This is a genomic window from Promicromonospora sp. NPDC052451 (genome assembly GCF_044547525.1).
GTDB lineage: Bacteria > Actinomycetota > Actinomycetes > Actinomycetales > Cellulomonadaceae > Promicromonospora.
Map to the genome: position 1 here is coordinate 571,222 of NZ_JBIUAP010000002.1, position 17,305 is coordinate 588,526.

Here is a 17,305-nt window from a genome sequence, read left to right on the forward strand (position 1 = left end):
CGGACGGTGGCTCAGACGGCGACCGACCGGCGGCGCAGCAGGTCCGCTGCGTCGTCGAACGCCGTCTGGATGCGGCCGTAGACGCGCGGGTTGAGGAGGGCGGTCCCGTCGAAGTCGCCGGAGGACGCGTAGACGGCCACGGGCAGGGTGAGTGCCTGGAAGAACGCGAACAGCGGCCGCAGCGCGTGGTCGAGGACGAGCGCGTGGTGGTCGCCGCCACCGGTCGCCAGCAGGAGCACCGGCCTGTTGGCCAGGGCGTACTGCTCGACCAGGTCGAAGAAGTGCTTGAACAGGCCGGTGTAGGAGCCGCGGAAGATCGGGGTCGCCGCGATGAGCAGGTCGGCGTGCTCGGCGGCGCGCAGCTCGGCCTCGACCTCCGCCGTGACGCTCTCCCGGTCGAGGGCGCCGGTGAAGCCGGCGCCGAGCCGGTAGACGTCGACGCGGTGCACCTCGACCGGCGTCATCCGTTCCAGAGTGCGGACGGCGACGTCGGCGAGCGCCGCCGTCCTGGACCTCTCGCTGGGGCTCCCGTTGACGACGACGACACGCAGCGGCGCGGGCTCAGGCATCGCCGGGCTCCTCGTCCGTGGTGTGCTGCTCGCCGAGCGCCTTGCGGACGGCCGGGGCGACCTCGGTGCCGAGGCGCTCGACGGCGTCCAGGAGCTCGCGCTGCGGCATGCTCCCGGCCCCCATCTGGATGATGATGCGGGTCAGGCCGTACAGCTCCTGGAAGCGGAGGATCTTGTCGGTGACCTCGTCCGGGTCGCCGACGATGTAGCTGCCGCCGTGCGACGCCCCGGCGTCGAAGGCGTCGCGTGGCAGCAGCATCCCGCGGCCGCGCTGGTGGTTGTGCTCCATCATGAACCGGGCGAAGGAGGGGTACATGGTGTCGCGCGCCTGCCGCGCGCTGCTGCCCACGTAGCCGCCGACGCTCATGCTCACGGGCAGGGTCGACGGGTCGTGCCCGGCCTGCTCGGCGGCCGCGCGGTACAGCTCGACCGACTCGCGGTGCAGGTCCATCGGGCCGAACAGGATGGCGAGGGCGAGCGGGAGGCCGAGCGTGCCCGTGCTCATCGCCGACGCGGGGGAGCCCCCGACGCCGACCCAGACCGGGATGGTGTCCCCGTACGCGCGCGGCCCGATGTCGGCGTTCACGAGGGGCGGCCGCAGTGTCCCGGACCAGGTGACCGGGTTCTCCTGGCGGATGCGGAGCAGCAGGTCGAGCTTCTCGCGGAACAGCTCGGAGTAGTCCGCCAGGTCGTACCCGAACAGCGGGAACGACTCGGTGTAGGAGCCCCTGCCCGCGATGATCTCCGCGCGGCCGGCGGAGATCAGGTCGATGGTGGCGAACTGTTCCCAGACGCGCACCGGGTCCTCGGAGCCCAGCACCGTGACGGCGCTGGTGAGCCTGATGCGCCGGGTCGCCTCGGCCGCCGCCGCCAGCACGATGGTGGGGGCGGAGCCGACGAAGTCGGTGCGGTGGTGCTCGCCCATGCCGAAGACGTCCAGCCCGACCTCGTCGGCCACCCGGGCCAGCTCGATGGTCTCCCGGGCTCGCTGGTGAGGGGTGCGGACGGCGCCGCTCACCGGGTCGGGTGTGACCTCGCCGAAGGTCATGATGCCGATCTCGAATGCCATCGCCTGCGTCCTCTCCGTGGTGCCACGACCTGTGACTACCCGGAACAACCTTCCTGCGCAAGCAACTATTCCGTCAACCGCGTCGCGTGTGGACTAGGTTTTGTCCATGGCGACCGAACGGCTGACCGAGCTCGAGGACGAGGCGTGGCGCGGCTTCCTGGTCACCCACGAGCGCATCTGGCGCGAGATGGAGGCGGGTCTGGTCCCGCTCGGGGTCAGCATGGCCGAGTACAGCGTGCTGGGGCTGCTGGGGGAGGCCGGACGGGACGGGATGCGGCTGACGGAGCTGGCCGAGCTGCGGATGATGTCGACCGGAGGGTTCTCCCGGCTCGCGGACCGCCTGGAGAAGCGTGGCCTGATCGAGCGCCGCCGCGTCCCCACCGACGGCCGGGGGTACGAGATCGCGCTGACCCGAGCGGGACGGTCGTTGCTGCGCGCGGCCTGGAAGCAGCAGCACGCCGACATCCAGAGGCTCTTCCTCGGCAGGCTGAGCGACGAGCAGCTCCGGGCGCTGGCCGGCGTCTGGGCGAGCCTTGCGGACCAGGAGGGCGACCGGCGTCGCTAGCCTGGTGCGGTGCTGATCGAGAACGTTCGTGTTCCCGCAGGGGCGGTCGAGGACCGCGCGACCTGGCCGTGGACGGTGCCGGCGATCGGTGAGCTGCTCACCCGTGGCGTGGCGTTCACCAGCGACATCGTGGTCCTGGTGGGGGCGAACGGGTCGGGCAAGTCCACCCTGCTCGAAGCCATCGCCGAGGGGTACGGGCTGGACGTGCGTGGCGGGCACGGCGGCCGGAGGTACGCCAGCGGTCAGGACGTGAGCCCGCTGGGCGAGGTGATCGCCCTGGACCGGTCGGCGGTGGGGGCCCGGATGACGCGTCGTCAGGCGAAGGGGTTCTACCTGCGGGCCGAGACCGCGTTCGGGATGCTCGCCTACATGACCGAGGCCGGGGTGCAGGGGTACGGGGACCGGCTGTCGACGGAGGTCAGCCACGGTGAGTCCTACCTCCAGGCGATCGCCGGCCGGTTCGACGGCCCCGGCCTGTACCTGCTCGACGAGGCCGAGGGGCCGCTGTCGTTCGAGTCGACCCTGCAGCTGCTCTACCGGTTGCAGGACCTCGTGGCCGACCATGCCGCGCAGGTGATCTACGCGACGCACTCGCCGCTGGTCGCGGCGATCCCCGGGGCGCAGATCCTGGAGATGACCGAGCAGGGCATCGCGGAGCGCACGTGGTCCGAGCTGGAGTCGGTGGCGCTGTGGAAGAGGTTCCTGGGGCGGCCGGGGACGTTCTTCGACGGGGCGTGAGCGGTCGGGCGGTCCGGGGAATGTTCCGGCCCGGCCGCCAGGTTCGCCAGAAGGGACCAGCCCCCGAACCGAGAGGACCCGCCGTGCGCATCTCGCTCCTGGACCGCACCCGAACCCGCCTGGGGGAGTCGGACGCCGACGCGGTCACCGGGACCGTCGAGCGCGCCGTCCGGGCCGAACGCCTCGGCCTGCACCGGTTCTGGGTGGCCGAGCACCACTCCGTGCCCGGCATCGCGAGCGCCGCGCCCACCGTGCTGCTGGCCGCGATCGGCGCGCGGACCCGGACGATCCGCCTCGGCACCGGGGGCATCATGCTCCCGAACCACACCCCGCTCGTGGCGGCCGAGCAGGTGCGGCTGCTCGAGGCGCTCCACCCGGGACGGATCGACGTGGGCATCGGTGCGTCGCTGGCGTTCACGTCCGCGATCCGCCGTGCGCTCGGTCGCACCACCCTGGATCCGGAGGAGCACGCGCGGGCCGTCGAGGAGCTTCGCTCCTACCTGCACGGCGGGCCCGACGACGCCGTCGTGGCCCGGCCGCACGTCGCGCCGCCGCCGCTGTTCCTGCTGGCGATCAAGAACGGCCTGGAGCTGGCGGCGCGACTCGGGCTGCCGGCCGTCATCGGCGGGCCGCTGCTGCGGGACACGGACGCGACCAGCGCCTACGTCCGCGACTTCCGCCCCAGCCCGGCGGTGCCCGAGCCGTACCTGGTGGCGAGCGTCGACGTCGCCGTGGCCGGCTCCGAGGAGCGGGCGCGAGACCTGCTGCTGCCCGAGATCTGGGCGCTGGCCAGCTCACGGGAGACCGGCGGGTTCACCGCCCTGCGTCCGCTCGACGACGTCCGCCGCCTCCTCGACACGGCCAGCCCCAAGGTCCGGGCGGCGGTGGACCGGGGGTACGGCGGCGTGATCGCCGGCACCGCGGAGCAGGTGGCGGCGGAACTCGCGGCGCTGACGGCGCGGACCGGTGCGGCCGAGGTGCTGGCGACGACCAGCACCTACGACCGGCACGAGCTCGCCGAGGCCGACGAGGCGCTCGCCGCGCTCGGCCGGTGAGTCCTGGCGGGGTCACCTGCCGAACCCGGCCGTCAGGCCGGACACGAGCTGGCGGCGGCCGATCACGTAGGCAGCCAGGATGGGCAGCACGGACAGCACCACGGCGGCGAGCACGGCGGGCACGTTGAGCGAGAACTCGCCCTGGAACGCCCACAGGGACAGCGGCAGCACGCGGGTCTCGGCGCTCTGGGTGAGCACCAGGGGGAAGAGGAACCCGTTCCAGACGTGCAGCGCGTTGTAGACCCCGACCGTGACGATCGCGGGGCGGGTCAGCGGTACCGCCAGGCTCCACAGGGTGCGCCACTCGCCCGCGCCGTCGACCTTCATCGACTCGAACAGCTCGCCCGGCACGTCGCGCAGGAAGTTGGTCAGGATCAGCACCGACAGCGGGATCGCGAAGGCGATCGAGGGCAGGATCAGCGCCCACAACGTGTCGTACAGGCCGAGCTGGACGATCAGGTAGTAGACGGGGACGATCGTCGCCTGGATGGGGATGGCGATCCCCAGCAGGAACACCTGGAAGATCCGTGCCGTGGAGCGGCGTCGCGACCGGACCACGACGTAGGACGCCATGAGCGAGACGGCGAGGATCACCGCCACGGAGACGACGGTGACGACCACGGAGTTGCCGAAGTACCGCAGGAAGTCGTTCGCCAGCACCTCGCCGTAGGCGTCCAGCGTGGGGCGGGACGGCCACGACAGGGTGTTCTCGGAGTGGTAGTCCTCCTGCGGTCGCAGGCTCGTGACCAGGATGTAGTAGATCGGCACGATGATGACGGCCAGCCAGAGCCAGCCGGCCAGCCCGCCCAGGACGTTGGGCGTGGTGCGCGCGGCGCGCGCGGTGGGTGCGGACATCAGACGCCCTCCATCTGGGACTCCATGCGGTGGGCGCCCGAGAGCCGGTTCAGCGCCAGCGACACGGCCAGCCCGACGACGACGAGGATGACCGCGATCACGCTGGCCCGCCCCATGTCGTAGCTGCGGAACCCGGTCAGGTACATGTCCAGCGGCAGGATGCGGGTCGCGTTGCCCGGGCCGCCCCCGGTCAGCACGAAGATCAGGTCGAAGTACGTCAGGGAGCCCACGATCATCAGCGTCGAGGACGTGATGATCGTGTACTTGAGCTGCGGCAGCGTGATGTGGAAGAACTGCTGCACCCGCCCGGCGCCGTCCAGGAGCGCCGCCTCGTACAGGGACACGGGGATCTGCCGTACCCCGCCCTGGTAGAGCAGCGAGTGGAACGGCACGAAGCACCAGCCGATGACGAACAGCACGACCCACAGCGCCAGGTCGGGGTTCCCGATCCAGTCCTGCGCCAGCCACGGCACGCCCAGAGCCGGCCCGAGGCCGAAGTTCGGGTCCAGCAGGGCGCGAAAGGCGATCGCGACGGCCGCCGCGGAGAACAGCAGCGGCAGGAAGTACAGCACCGACAGCACCGCCCGGTATCGCTGCCGGCCGGCCATGAAGACGCCGAGCAGCAACGACACCGGGGCCTGGAACAGCCACGACACGATCGTGACGACGGCGGTCAGCCGCATCGCGTTGAGCGTCACCGGGTCCGACAGGGTGCGCCCCCAGTTGTCGGTCCCGGTCCAGGCCGGGTCGCCCAGCCCGTCCCAGCTCATGAAGGACAGCACGAGCACCCCGACGAGCGGGACCACCGCGAAGAGCCCGAACAGCGCGAGGGCCGGCGTGGCCATCCAGACCGACGGGCCCTGCGCGCGGCCCGTTCCCGGGCGGCGGTCCGGACGGGAACGGGCGGGGCTCGCGGAGGGGGCCGCCACCGTCACAGCGTCGCGTCCATGGCGTCGGAGAACTGCTGCGGGTCGATCTGCCCGAGGAAGAGCTGGCTCAGGTTGTCCAGCAGCGCCTGCGACTGGGCGGGCGGCAGCGCCTGGTCCCAGGAGAGCTGGAAGTGCGGCGCGTCGCTGACCAGGCCGTAGACGAACGACAGGTAGTCGGCGTCGTCCTGCTCGGCGATCTTGTCCTCGATGCCGACGATCGGCGGCACGGTGCCGATGGCGAGGAGGTCGTCGACCGCGGCGTCGTTCAGCACCTCGGTCTCGATGAACTTCTTCGCCGTCGCCTGCGCCTCCTCCGAGGCGTCGGCGGACACCGACCAGAAGTTCGACGGGTTGCCCACGATGTTGGCCGGGTCGCCGGCGCCGCCGTCGACGAGCGGGAACGACGTGTAGCCGAGCCCGCCGGACTCGACGAGCTCCGGGGCGCCCGCGGCGAAGTCCGGGTAGACCCAGCTGCCCTGCAGGATGAACGCCGCCTTGCCGGTCTGGACCAGGGCGGTGTCGCCGTTCTGGTCGGCGTTGACCGACCCGAACGTGTCGCCGAACGCGCCGGCGTCGACCAGCTCGCGGATCTTGGTCGTGGCCTCGACGATCGCCGGGTCCGACCACGCGCCCTCCTCGCCGTCGAGCACGGCCTGGAAGACCTCCGGGCCGCCGATGCGGTCGGTCAGGTACTGGATCCACATCAGCTCGGGCCACACGCTCTGGCCCGCCAGCGCGATCGGGATCACGTCGTGGTCCTGGAGCGTGCCCACGGCGTCGAGCAGCTCGTCGTAGGTGGTCGGGACCTCGACGCCGGCGGCGTCGAGGACCTCCTGGTTGTAGTACAGGACGACCGGCTGGCTGTGCGTGGTGGGGACGGCGTACGACGTGCCGTCGACCTGGCCGTTGGCGGCGACCGAGGGGATGAGCTCCTCCTCGAGCCGCGCCGTGCTGTCGCCCAGGTCGACGACGTTGCCGTTCGCGACGTAGTCCTCCAGGGTGCCGCCGGCCCACGAGTAGATGAGGGTCGGCGCGTTCCCCGCGCCGACGGCGGTGCGGATCTTCTCCTTGTAGGCGTCGTTGGCGAAGTACTCGACGGCGAACTGCTCGTCCGGGTTCGCCTCGTTCCACGCGTCGAATCGGGCGCCGAGCACGTCGCCGCTCTCTCCGGTCAGAGCCCATGCGCTCGCTCCGCCCTGAGGGGCCCCGCCGGGCTGCCTGCCACCTCCGCACGCCGCCAGCACAGCCGCCGCGGTCACGACCGCCACCACGGCACCCGTGCGTCGTCCGATCCTCAGCCTCATTGTCCGAGTCCTCTCCTGCCGACAGCGTCGTCGACCGTTCTGAAATAGTTTCGACTGTTTCAAAAACGTTCTCGACCGTAGGGAGGCTGATCGGACACTGTCAAGACTTCACCCGCGTCGAAGGTTGCTCGGCCTCGCGAAACTTTTTCCTTCGCGTAGCCTGGGGCGTGCCATCGCCCGAGGAGGCCCCCGTGACCGCTGCACGCCCCACGCTGGAACAGGTCGCCCGCGCAGCCGGCGTCTCGAAGGCGACGGCCTCGAAGGTGCTCAACCGCCGGCCGAACATCTCCACCGAGACGCGCCGCCGGGTGCAGCAGGCGATCGACGAGCTCGGCTACGTCCCCACGACCGGCCCCCGTGAGCGCGCACCGCTGCAGAAGGTGAACGTCGTCTTCCACACCCTCGTGAACCTCTACGCGATGCACGTGCTGGAGGGGATCCTCGCGGCGGCGCACGACCAGCGGGTCGAGGTGCTCGTCGACCTCACCGACCCGGAGCTCGGGGACGACGACGGTCCGCTCTCCCCGGCCTGGACCCGTCGCCTGGCGGCGCACGGCAGCACGGGCGTGATCCTCGTGACCCTGGAGCTCACCGCCGACCAGCGGGACCTGATGCGCGCGCTCGGGCTCAGCGTCGTGCTGATCGACCCCATCGACCCGCTCGACGACGAGGTGGTCTCGGTGGGGTCCACGAACTTCACCGGCGGCATGCAGGCGACCCGGCACCTGCTGGACCTCGGGCACCGGCGGATCGCGTTCGCCGGGGGTCATCCGGGCTCGATGGCCTCCCGCGAACGGCTGCAGGGCTACCTCAGCGCAATGAGCGCCGTCGGAGCGCCGGTCGATCCCGCGCTGATCCTCGAGCAGGAGTTCAGCGTTGCGGCCGGCCTCGAGATGGCCGCCCAGCTCCTCGCCGAGCCCGAGCCGCCCACGGCGATCTTCGCGGGGTGCGACGCGTCTGCCCTCGGGGTCTTCGAGGCCGCGCGGCGGCGTGGGCTGCGGGTGCCGGAGGACCTGTCCGTCGTCGGGTTCGACGACACCTACATGGCCGTGTCGTCCGCGCCGCCGCTCACGACGGTGCGCCAGCCCATCAAGGACATGGGGCGGGTCGCGCTCCGGACCGTGCTCCAGCAGGTGCGGGGGGAGCGGGTGGACTCGCACCATGTTCAGCTTGCGACGCAGCTTGTGGTGCGGGGGTCGACGGCGGCGGTGGGTGCGGGTTAGTTCTTGTCGTCTGGCGGCCCGTTCGTTTCGGGTTGCGGATCGTCAGGGCTTCGGCCCGGTCTTGCCTTGCCGGCCCGCCGTCAGGTCGTGGGCGACCACGGTGATGGTGCCGCCGGTGAACGCCAGCTCGTGGCGCACGCCGTCGGGGTGGGGGAGCAGCTCGTCGACGAGCAGACCCGAACGGGCTCGTCGGTCGCGGTCGACGTCGCCACCGCCCCCACCCGGCCCCGCACGCGAGGCATGGCTGGCCGCCATGCGGCAGGTCCTGGCTCCCGTGCGTCCGTTCGTTCGTCCGTTCGGTCCGCGGGGAGGCGCGGTCGTCCGCCTCAGCAGCGTACGGTCGTCCGGATCTGAAGCTCACCGCTGCCGCTGGACGGTCCGACCCACCGGTACGCTGCATTGGCCGTCACGGTCGAACCGCACCGTACGGGCTCGGCAACTGTCGCCTCGACGTCGTCCACGGTTTCGAGCCCACCGCTTCCAGGCCTCACCGTCACATACCCATTACCCGACGGGTCGGTGAATTTCATCGAGACCCAGTAGATCTCGACGCTGTAGTTCGCCGACAACGCCTGGTCGTCCGTGACCGTGGCCCGTGCGTAGACCGTGCCGTTCGAGTTCTGCCGGATCGACAGGCAGCGGTCGACCTGCACGCCCTCGCACTTGCCCGCGAGTCGCGTCCATGCCGACGCCGGTGCGGCGGTGAGCAGCGTCGTTGCGGTCGCGAGTGCGACCACCATCGCCGACACACCAAATGCCCTTTTCCGTGTTCTCATCGCTACCCCCTGATACTCGAACGAGCATGCCTTGGCCCCTGAAGAGTAAACAGCAGGTCCCGCCATCGCATACCGGAGCGCGGCGAGGTGCATCGTGGAGGGCCTGGTCCGCGGGTCGGTCGTCGAACGTGGCCATGAGTCCGAGGTGGAGATCGGCGCGGACCTCGTAGCGGGTGCGGAGGCCGCCTGGGTGATCCATGAAGCTGCCGAGGCAGCCTCGCCAGGGGATCGGATGGTCGACCGGCGAGTCTGACAAGGCCGCAAGAAATCGTCCGGAGACAGGTTGCCGGCCATCGCGTCGGGCGCCATAGACCGAGGGGCTCTTGCAGGGACTTTCATCTCACCGCTCTCGACCGCACAGGTCCAGAGGGACAAACGGGAAGGGAGGTCAATGGTCGTGACCCTCGCTTCCCCGGCGATTCGGCCACCCCTGGTGCGAGATCTGCCCTCTGGCTATGGTCGCGTTCGTTTACGCGACCTACTCAGTTCCTGGGCAGCTCTGGTCTGCGCAGCGTTGGCGGCCCGCGCCAGACCCGTGCCCAGGCGGGACAGCCGCGGCCGGCCCAGCAGGTGATTGAGTCCGCCATGTTCAGCGAGGCGCTCCTGACCTGGACGACCACCTCGCCGGGACCAGGAGCTGGGGTTCGACCGTGGCGACCCGCAGGACGCCGACCGGGCTGCACTCGTCCGCAGCACCGACCTCACAGAGGGCCGCCCGAAGTGACCGGTACACGTCGCAACGCGAGGAAGTCGGTGATGCCGAACAGCCGCGTAGACCGGCGTTCCCGCGCCGACAGGTAGGCCAGCGCCTCGGTTGGTTCGACCATCCGCGGGGACACAGTATGGGTGATCCCGTCGACCCGGAGTTCCGCAGACCCCGCAGCACGGAGGTTCCGCAGCCAGTCGACCTCGGGTCCGTACGGGAGGTAGACGAGGAACTCGCCGTCCATCGGAAGCACTCCGATCGGCGTCACGTACGGCGCTCCCGACCGGCGCCCGACGTGGCGGATCAGCGCCGTGGACGACCCGGGTTCCCCTGCGCTTCGCGCCATCCCGTGGTTGGTGCCCCACCGGCCGAGTCTGCGGATCATCAGCAGCGCGCGCCGGTTCTTGGTGCGCATGGCCATCAAGAGCGTGGTGAACGCGCCGAGCGCCACCACCAGCAGTCCCACGACCACCCAGAGGATCCACACCCACATGACGTCCTGCCCTGCCCTTCCGAGGATCTACGATGCATGCCTGAGGTGGACTGGCTGCCCGAGGCCGGCAAGGGTTTGGGCGGCGCAAGATCGCGACGCCATGACTTCACTCCGCACGGCAGACACCGAACCACGGGGTGCCCTCACACGGCCCGAGTGCTCGCGTCTGCGGTCGCCCTGGTCGACCGGGACGGCCTCGGGGCTGGGAGCCACGCATCGGTAGCGATCACCACGGCGTGGACGTCCCGGACGACGGCCCTCATGTCCTCACCGGCCGTCGCTCGACGTTACCGGGACGCGCTGCAGCACGAGGAACTCGGTGACGCCGAGGAGGCGCACGAGAAAGGTGTGCCTCGGGAACAGGTGGGGCGTCGCCTCGGTCAGCCCGATGACGCGCGCGGCCGATACCTGGTGCGACTGGCCGTCGACCACCAGTTCCGCGGTGCCCGCCGCGCGGATGTTGCGCAGCCAGTCCGTCTCCTGCCCGTACGACAGGTTGACGAGATAGCCCTCCTCCAGCGGGTACACCCCGATGGGCGTCTCGTAGGGCTTGCCCGAGCTCCGTCCCACATGCCGGAGCACGCTGAGCTCCGCGCCGGGCCGGCCGGCCCGGCGCAGTGCCCGGGGGTTGTTCAGCCGCCGGTTGAACCCGCGGACGACGACGAGGGCCCGCGGGTGCTTGGTGCGCATGGTGAGCACGAGCGCGAGGGCCACGCTCAGCACCAGTGCGACCAGGCTGACGATCGTCCAGAGGACCCAGCTCCACATATATTCCCGCTTCCGTGACGTCGTTTCCCGGAGTGCAGCTGAGGGTCGGACTGACCTCCGGCAAGCGTGATCGACTGAATGGGCCTCGGGTATGCCGGAAAGTGTCAGCACCCACCCAAACGACAGCAGCGCGGGCGCATCAGACCTTCCATGCCCGCCTTGCAGCCTTTTCGCCCCGCACTGCCGACTTGCCGAACTTAAGGCAGACGCCGCCCGGACGGGCAAATCCTTCAGGATCGTAAGAAATCGGATCTTCCCGATGGGCCAGTGCCGTGGCGTTGACCGGCCCTGCTCCCACAGCAGGTCAGGGACCAGATCCTCGATCACGAGCCCGCAGCCTGCCCCGAACCCGCAGGTCAGGCATAGCGGACACACCGACCATTCTGAAACGAGGTCTTCGGGCCCACTAGGGCCCGCGCAGCACCGCTTCCAGCCCTCGGAACGCACGAAGCCCAGGTCAGAAACACTCCCTGACCTGGGCTTCCGCACTCTGAGCGGGCGACGGGAATCGAACCCGCGTAATTAGTTTGGAAGACTAAGGCTCTACCATTGAGCTACGCCCGCAAGCCCGTGCCGTGGAGCACGGTGCGGGCCATACCTTAGCAAACCTCGCGTGCCCGTCTCTCCGTCACGTGTGTGCGGCCCCGTACCGTCCACCGACGTCACGCCCGCGACCGGCCGCCCAGGCGGCATGCTCCCACTGGTCCCATGACGGCTCTTCCGGGCCGCGCGACCAGTTCTCAGACCTCACGACGAACGCGACCAACACGACCCGCCCCCGTGAACAGTTGTGCTCGTTCTTCCCCCACCTGAGCAGTATTGGTCACCCCACCCGCCCCACCCCGTGCGAAGATGCTGCCGTGAACGACAGGCCACCCCGATGACGCAGCAGCAGCGACTCAACCTCGTGCTCGAGCTCGTGAGCGAGCGGGGCAGCGTGTCGATCACGGAGATCAGCGAGAAGCTCGACGTGTCGACGGCCACGGTCCGGCGCGACCTCAACACCCTCGCCGAGCAGCGCCTGGTCACCCGCACGCACGGCGGTGCCACGTCGCTCGGTTCGGGGTACGAGCTGCCGTTGCAGTACAAGATCGCGCGCCAGGCGGAGGCCAAGAAGGCCATCGCGCGCGCGGTGGCCGACCTGATCGGCCCGGGGGAGTCGGTGGGGCTCAACGGCGGCACCACCACCACCGAGGTCGCCCGCGAGCTGGGGCGCAGCGAGCGGCTGCGCCGCGCGGAGGCGCCCGGGGTCACCATCGTGACCAACGCGCTGAACATCGCCTACGAGCTCTCCGTGCGTGACCACGTGAAGATCGTGGTGACCGGTGGCGTGCCGCGTCGCCAGTCGTACGAGCTCGTCGGCCCGCTGGTCGGCGCGTCCCTGCAGGAGTTCAGCCTGGACACCGCGGTGCTCGGCGTCGACGGGCTCAGTGCCGCGTTCGGTGCCACCACCGTGCACGAGGGTGAGGCGGAGGTCAGCCGCCACCTCGGCGCGGTCTCGCGCCGGGTCGTGGTGGCCGCCGACGCGACGAAGCTCGGCCGCTCCACCTTCGCGCGGATCTGCCCGCTCGCCGACATCGACGTGCTGGTGACCGACCAGCCCGTGTCCGAGGAGATCGCGGCCGAGTTCGCGACCGCCGGCGTGCAGATCGTGGTCGCCACCTCGGCCTGAGCGGCCGCTGCGGGTCCTCTCGCCGGGTGCTGCGCCCGGGGGAGGCGGGTTCGGCGCATGTTACGGCGCCGTAAAAGGTCTTGACGCCCCTACTTGCGCGCGCCCGGAACCTCTACTGTCTGAACATGCTCAATTCAGAGTCAAAAGTTGCAAGTTCGAGCACGCACCCGCTGATCGCAGGCACGACGTCGTGCCCGACCGGATGCGGCTCGGCATGAGCGCGTCAGACCCGGCATCGGCCGAGCAGGGAATCCGCGTCGCCGTCGTCGGCTACGGGGCTCGCTCACCGATCGCCGCGCACGTGCCGAACGCCCGGCCCGGTGCGTACGTCAGCGCCGTCGTCGACACCACGCCGGCAGGCCGCGAACGCGGCCGTGCCGCCCACCCTGACGCCGCCGTGCACGCGAGCGTCGACGAGCTGGTCGCCGCCGGCACCGCCGACGCCGCACTCGTGCTCACCCCGGACGACACGCACGAGGAGATCGCCGTCGCGCTGCTGCGGGCCGGCGTCGCCGTCTACCTGGAGAAGCCGCTCGCCATCACCGTCGAGGGCGCCGACCACGTTCTGGCCACCGCCGCGGAGACCGGGACACCGCTCTACGTGGGGCACAACTTCCGGCACTCCGGGGTCGTGCGCACCATGCGCGGCGTGATCGAGCGCGGCGAGATCGGCGAGGTCCGCGCCGTCTGGGTGCGGCACTTCGTCGGCAACGGCGGCGACTACTACTTCAAGGACTGGCACGCCGACCGCTCCCGGACCAACACCCTGCTGCTGCAGAAGGCCAGCCACGACATCGACGTCGTGCACTACCTCGCCTCCGGGTACACCCGCCGGGTGGTGGGCATGGGCGACCTGATGGTCTACGGCGGTATCGAGGACCGCCGCGACCGCACCGGCGAGACCATGCCCGACTGGTTCTCCTTCGACAACTGGCCGCCCGCGTCGCAGACCGGCCTGAACCCCGTGGTCGACGTCGAGGACGTCTCGATGATGCTGATGCGCCTCGACAACGGAGTGCAGGCCAGCTACCAGCAGTGCCACTTCACGCCCGACTACTGGCGCAACTACACGGTCATCGGCACCGAGGGCCGGCTGGAGAACGTCGGCGACACCGGCGGCGGCGTGGTCAAGGTCTGGAACCGCCGCCACGAGTGGCAGGTCGCGGGCGACGTCGAGCACCCCATCGACGGTGTCGCCAGCGGTCACGCCGACGCCGACCTGCTGACCATGACCGAGTTCCTCGACCACGTGCTGGACGGGGCGCCCACCGTGGTCTCGCCCGTCGCCGCACGCGAGGCCGTGGCCGCCGGGGCGCTGGCCGCCGAGTCGCTGCGCGACGGCTCCCGGCCCCGTGACGTCCCCGACCTGCCCGAGCACGTGCTCGCGCACTTCGCCCGCCGAACAGCGGTTCCCGCACCCCCCGCCCCCGGAAGGACCACCCCATGAGAGCGACACCCCGAACCTCACCCACCACGTCATCCACTGTGCGCCGCACCGCGGGCGCGGCCGTCGCGCTCGCCGTCGCGACGGCCCTCGCGTCCTGCGGCTCCACCCCGCAGGACGAGGCCGCCGGCGCGTATGCGGCGCCCGACGCCGACCTCGCCGCCTCGATCACCTACGGCGTCTGGGACCAGAACCAGGTGCCCGCGATCGAGGAGAACATCGCCGCGTTCAACGAGGTCTACCCGGACATCGACGTCACGGTGAACGTCACGCCGTTCGCCGAGTACTGGACCAAGCTGCAGACCCAGGCCTCCAGCGAGACGCTGCCCGACCTGTTCTGGATGAACGGGCCCAACATCGGCCTGTACGCGTCCAACGGCATGCTCGAACCGATCACGGGCGCCGTCGACGCCGGTGACATCGACCCCGCGAACTACCCGGAGGCGCTCGTCGACCTCTACACGATCGACGACGTGTCCTACGGCGTGCCCAAGGACTTCGACACCATCGGCATCTGGGTCAACACCGCGCTCGTCGAGCAGGCCGGGGTGGAGCTCCCCGAGGACGGCTGGACCTGGGACGAGTTCCAGCAGACCGCCGTCGAGATCTCCGACGCGCTCGCCGACGAGGGCGTCTACGGCGCGGCGGGTGGCATGGACGGCCAGACCACGTACTACAACACCATCTTCCAGGCCGGCGGGACCGTCGTCGAGGACGGCACCTCCGGCTACGCGTCCCCCGAGGCACAGGCCGGTCTGCAGTTCTGGACGGACCTCATCGAGTCCGGCGGCTCGCCGTCGGTCCAGCAGCTCACCGACACCACCGCCGACCAGTGGTTCACCTCGGGCAAGCTCGCGATGTACTGGGGCGGCAGCTGGTTCCGGTCCGCGCTCACCGACACCGACCTGGCCGAGGACGTCACGGTGCTGCCGCTGCCCTCGGGCCAGGAGCAGGCGACGGTCATCCACGGTGTGGCCAACGTGGTGTCGGCGACCTCGAAGGAGAAGCAGGCCGCGCAGGCGCTCCAGGTCTTCCTCGCCGGCGAGGAGGCACAGCAGCAGCAGGGCGACGCCGGCGCCGTGATCCCCGCCTTCACCGGCACACAAGGCGCCTTCACGGCCTCCATGCCCGACGCCGACCTCCAGGTCTTCCTCGACGCCGTCGACTACTCCCGTCCGCTGCCGGTCAGCCTCAACTCCGCCGAGTGGAACGCGCTGGAGACCGAGCTGCTGCCCCAGGCCTTCTCGGGCGAACGGCCCGTCGCCGACGTCGCCACCGAGCTGGCGGACCAGATGAACGCGGCGCTGGCCGAGGAGTGATCGTATGACCACCTCCCTGCAGGCCCCGCCCGCGCCGTCCCTCGTGGGGCGGCGCGGGCGGGGCGGCCGGCCCCCGCGCGGGCCCCGTCCCGGCGGGACCGTGTGGCCCTGGCTCTTCGTCGCGCCGCTCGTGGCCGGGATCGCCGTGTTCTACCTGTGGCCGATCGTCCAGACGGCCTGGTACTCCCTGACCGAGACCGGCCCCTTCGGGGGCTCGACCTTCGCGGGCGTCGCCAACTACGTGGCACTGTTCCAGGACGCCGAGCTGTACCTGTCGCTCGGCAACACCCTGCTCTACACCGCCGTGGTGCTGCTCGGCATCCCGATCGCTGTGGGCCTGGCCAGCCTCCTGAACCTGCCCGGCCTGCGGCTCGCCGCGCTCTACCGGGTGCTCTTCTTCCTGCCGTACGTAGCGATGCCCACCGCGGTCGCCATGGTCTGGCGGGTCATCTTCAACGGCGACTTCGGCATCCTCAACCGGGCCCTGGCCGTGGTCGGCATCGAGGGGCCGTACTGGATCTCCACGCCCGGCGCCGCGACCGTCGCCGTCGCCGTCGTGGGCCTGTGGTCGTCGCTCGGGTTCAACATGATCGTGCTCGCCGCGGGGCTCAAGAGCATCCCGCCGGAGCTCTACGAGGCCGCCGAGCTGGACGGCGCCACCCGGTGGCGGCAGTTCCGGTCGGTGACCGTGCCGCTGCTGACCCCGAGCATCTTCTTCGTGCTGATCATCACGGTGATCGCGAGCTTCCAGGTGTTCGACCTGCTCTACGCGATCCTCGGCAGCAGCAACCCGGTGCTGCCGCGCAGCATGTCGCTCGTCTACTTCTTCTACCGCGAGGGGTTCGTGGCCAACGACAAGGGGTACGCGGCCGCCGTCGCCATGATCATCTTCCTGCTCATCGGCCTGCTGACCGCCCTGCAGTTCCGGCTCCAGAGGCGGTGGGTGCACAGTGACTGACGTCGCCGCACGCCAGACCCTCCGCCGCCGCGGGGGGTCCCACGCCGTCGCGCACGTCGTGCTCGGGCTGGGCAGCCTGGTTATGGCCTTCCCGTTCGTCTGGCAGATCATCATGTCGCTGTCGACCAACGCCGAGGTGCAGAGCGTCACGCCCGTGTTCTGGCCCGCCGAGCTCCAGTGGGACAACTACGCCCAGGTCTTCGACCGGATGCCGTTCCTCCAGCAGCTCGGCAACTCCGTGCTCGTCACCGTGCTGCGCACCCTCGCGCAGATCCTGTTCTGCACGCTGGCCGGCTACGCGTTCGCCCGGATGCGGTTCCGGGGGCGCGGCGTGCTGCTGGCCCTGGTGCTGTCCATCCTCATGGTGCCGTCACAGGTCTACCTGCTGTCGCAGTACCAGATCATCCAGGGGTTCGGCCTGCTCGACAGCGTGGGCGGCCTCGTGCTGCCCGGCCTGTTCAGCGCGTTCGGCACCTTCCTGATGCGGACGGCGTTCCTGGCGCTGCCGAACGAGCTGGAGGAGGCCGCACGCCTCGACGGCGCCAACCCCTTCCAGATCTTCTGGAAGATCATGCTGCCGCTCGCCCGGCCCACCGTCGCCGTGCTGGCGATCACCACGGTCCTGTGGTCGTGGAACGAGCTGCTCTGGCCCCTGGTGGTCACCACCTACAGCGAACGGATGCCGCTCTCGGCGGGGCTCGCCACGCTCATCGGCGACCGCACCACCGACTACCCGGTCGTCATGGCGGCGAGCCTGCTCGCCATGGCCCCCGTGCTCGTCCTGTTCGTGCTGCTGCAGCGCCGGGTCATCGACGGCCTGGCCTCCAGCGGCCTCAAGTGAGACCTCACGTGAGACCCGGTG

General features: G+C 70.5%; 18 protein-coding genes and 1 tRNA gene. 9 read left to right on the forward strand and 10 right to left on the reverse strand.

Translation table 11 applies throughout. The features are described 5' to 3' along the window. Positions 1–11: 11 nt before the first annotated feature. Positions 12–569 carry an NAD(P)H-dependent oxidoreductase gene (locus ACIG47_RS05490; RefSeq protein ID WP_397429951.1) on the reverse strand — a complete coding sequence of 186 codons (558 nt, stop codon included), beginning with the start codon at positions 567–569 and terminating at the stop codon, positions 12–14. Further along, positions 562–1,638, reverse strand: coding sequence for an LLM class flavin-dependent oxidoreductase (locus ACIG47_RS05495; RefSeq protein ID WP_397429952.1), 1,077 nt, complete (start codon positions 1,636–1,638; stop codon positions 562–564). The genes ACIG47_RS05490 and ACIG47_RS05495 overlap by 8 nt, the downstream gene beginning before the upstream one ends. A 106-nt stretch (positions 1,639–1,744) precedes the next feature. Here ACIG47_RS05495 and ACIG47_RS05500 point away from each other — a divergent pair, with 106 nt between their 5' ends. The 3 genes from ACIG47_RS05500 to ACIG47_RS05510 all read left to right on the forward strand — a co-directional run bounded on the left by ACIG47_RS05500 (position 1,745) and on the right by ACIG47_RS05510 (position 3,996). Continuing rightward, the gene (locus tag ACIG47_RS05500; protein ID WP_397429953.1) at positions 1,745–2,203 is read left to right on the forward strand and encodes a MarR family winged helix-turn-helix transcriptional regulator; all 459 of its coding nucleotides are present in this window, start codon (positions 1,745–1,747) and stop codon (positions 2,201–2,203) included. A 9-nt stretch (positions 2,204–2,212) separates the two neighbouring features. Further along, complete coding sequence (locus tag ACIG47_RS05505) at positions 2,213–2,941, forward strand: ATP-binding cassette domain-containing protein (RefSeq protein ID WP_397409837.1); 729 nt, start codon at positions 2,213–2,215, stop codon at positions 2,939–2,941. A gap of 83 nt (positions 2,942–3,024) precedes the next feature. Next, positions 3,025–3,996 carry an MsnO8 family LLM class oxidoreductase gene (locus tag ACIG47_RS05510; RefSeq protein WP_397429954.1) on the forward strand — a complete coding sequence of 324 codons (972 nt, stop codon included), beginning with the start codon at positions 3,025–3,027 and terminating at the stop codon, positions 3,994–3,996. A 12-nt stretch (positions 3,997–4,008) separates the two neighbouring features. Here ACIG47_RS05510 and ACIG47_RS05515 read toward each other — a convergent pair whose 3' ends face one another. Genes ACIG47_RS05515 through ACIG47_RS05525 form a run of 3 tightly spaced genes read right to left on the reverse strand, consistent with a single transcriptional unit; the run spans position 4,009 to position 7,084 of the window. After that, positions 4,009–4,851 (reverse strand): carbohydrate ABC transporter permease, encoded by an 843-nt coding sequence (locus ACIG47_RS05515; RefSeq protein WP_397409841.1) that lies wholly within the window; start codon positions 4,849–4,851, stop codon positions 4,009–4,011. Next, entirely contained in the window at positions 4,851–5,786 is a 936-nt protein-coding gene (locus ACIG47_RS05520) for a carbohydrate ABC transporter permease (protein WP_397429955.1), read from the reverse strand. Before ACIG47_RS05520 ends, ACIG47_RS05515 begins: the two co-directional genes overlap by 1 nt. Further along, on the reverse strand, positions 5,783–7,084 hold the full coding sequence (locus ACIG47_RS05525) for an extracellular solute-binding protein (protein WP_397429956.1): 1,302 nt from the start codon (positions 7,082–7,084) through the stop codon (positions 5,783–5,785). Before ACIG47_RS05525 ends, ACIG47_RS05520 begins: the two co-directional genes overlap by 4 nt. A gap of 191 nt (positions 7,085–7,275) precedes the next feature. Between ACIG47_RS05525 and ACIG47_RS05530 the strand changes: the two genes are divergently transcribed. Beyond that, entirely contained in the window at positions 7,276–8,307 is a 1,032-nt protein-coding gene (locus ACIG47_RS05530; protein WP_397429957.1) for a LacI family DNA-binding transcriptional regulator, read from the forward strand. 42 nt (positions 8,308–8,349) lie between these two features. On the opposite strand, the gene ACIG47_RS05535 is transcribed toward ACIG47_RS05530, so the two are convergent. The 5 genes from ACIG47_RS05535 to ACIG47_RS05555 all read right to left on the reverse strand — a co-directional run bounded on the left by ACIG47_RS05535 (position 8,350) and on the right by ACIG47_RS05555 (position 11,614). Then, positions 8,350–8,562 (reverse strand): hypothetical protein, encoded by a 213-nt coding sequence (locus tag ACIG47_RS05535; protein WP_397429958.1) that lies wholly within the window; start codon positions 8,560–8,562, stop codon positions 8,350–8,352. A 71-nt stretch (positions 8,563–8,633) separates the two neighbouring features. Next, complete coding sequence (locus ACIG47_RS05540) at positions 8,634–9,047, reverse strand: hypothetical protein (protein ID WP_397409849.1); 414 nt, start codon at positions 9,045–9,047, stop codon at positions 8,634–8,636. A gap of 737 nt (positions 9,048–9,784) precedes the next feature. Beyond that, the gene (locus tag ACIG47_RS05545; protein ID WP_397429959.1) at positions 9,785–10,282 is read right to left on the reverse strand and encodes a nitroreductase family deazaflavin-dependent oxidoreductase; all 498 of its coding nucleotides are present in this window, start codon (positions 10,280–10,282) and stop codon (positions 9,785–9,787) included. A 267-nt stretch (positions 10,283–10,549) separates the two neighbouring features. Continuing rightward, positions 10,550–11,050, reverse strand: a complete 501-nt coding sequence (locus tag ACIG47_RS05550; protein ID WP_397429960.1) for a nitroreductase family deazaflavin-dependent oxidoreductase — start codon at positions 11,048–11,050, stop codon at positions 10,550–10,552. Between the two features lie 493 nt (positions 11,051–11,543). After that, positions 11,544–11,614, reverse strand: a tRNA-Gly gene (locus ACIG47_RS05555). Between the two features lie 316 nt (positions 11,615–11,930). Between ACIG47_RS05555 and ACIG47_RS05560 the strand changes: the two genes are divergently transcribed. From ACIG47_RS05560 to ACIG47_RS05580, 5 genes are all read left to right on the forward strand, one after another. Continuing rightward, positions 11,931–12,722, forward strand: coding sequence for a DeoR/GlpR family DNA-binding transcription regulator (locus ACIG47_RS05560; protein ID WP_397429961.1), 792 nt, complete (start codon positions 11,931–11,933; stop codon positions 12,720–12,722). Between the two features lie 214 nt (positions 12,723–12,936). Continuing rightward, positions 12,937–14,169, forward strand: coding sequence for a Gfo/Idh/MocA family protein (locus ACIG47_RS05565; protein WP_397429962.1), 1,233 nt, complete (start codon positions 12,937–12,939; stop codon positions 14,167–14,169). Further along, positions 14,166–15,485 (forward strand): ABC transporter substrate-binding protein, encoded by a 1,320-nt coding sequence (locus ACIG47_RS05570; protein ID WP_397429963.1) that lies wholly within the window; start codon positions 14,166–14,168, stop codon positions 15,483–15,485. The genes ACIG47_RS05565 and ACIG47_RS05570 overlap by 4 nt, the downstream gene beginning before the upstream one ends. A gap of 4 nt (positions 15,486–15,489) precedes the next feature. Continuing rightward, positions 15,490–16,443, forward strand: a complete 954-nt coding sequence (locus tag ACIG47_RS05575; protein ID WP_397429964.1) for a carbohydrate ABC transporter permease — start codon at positions 15,490–15,492, stop codon at positions 16,441–16,443. After that, positions 16,436–17,284: a carbohydrate ABC transporter permease gene (locus ACIG47_RS05580; RefSeq protein ID WP_397429965.1), complete on the forward strand. Its 849-nt coding sequence runs from the start codon at positions 16,436–16,438 to the stop codon at positions 17,282–17,284. Before ACIG47_RS05575 ends, ACIG47_RS05580 begins: the two co-directional genes overlap by 8 nt. Positions 17,285–17,305: the final 21 nt, after the last annotated feature.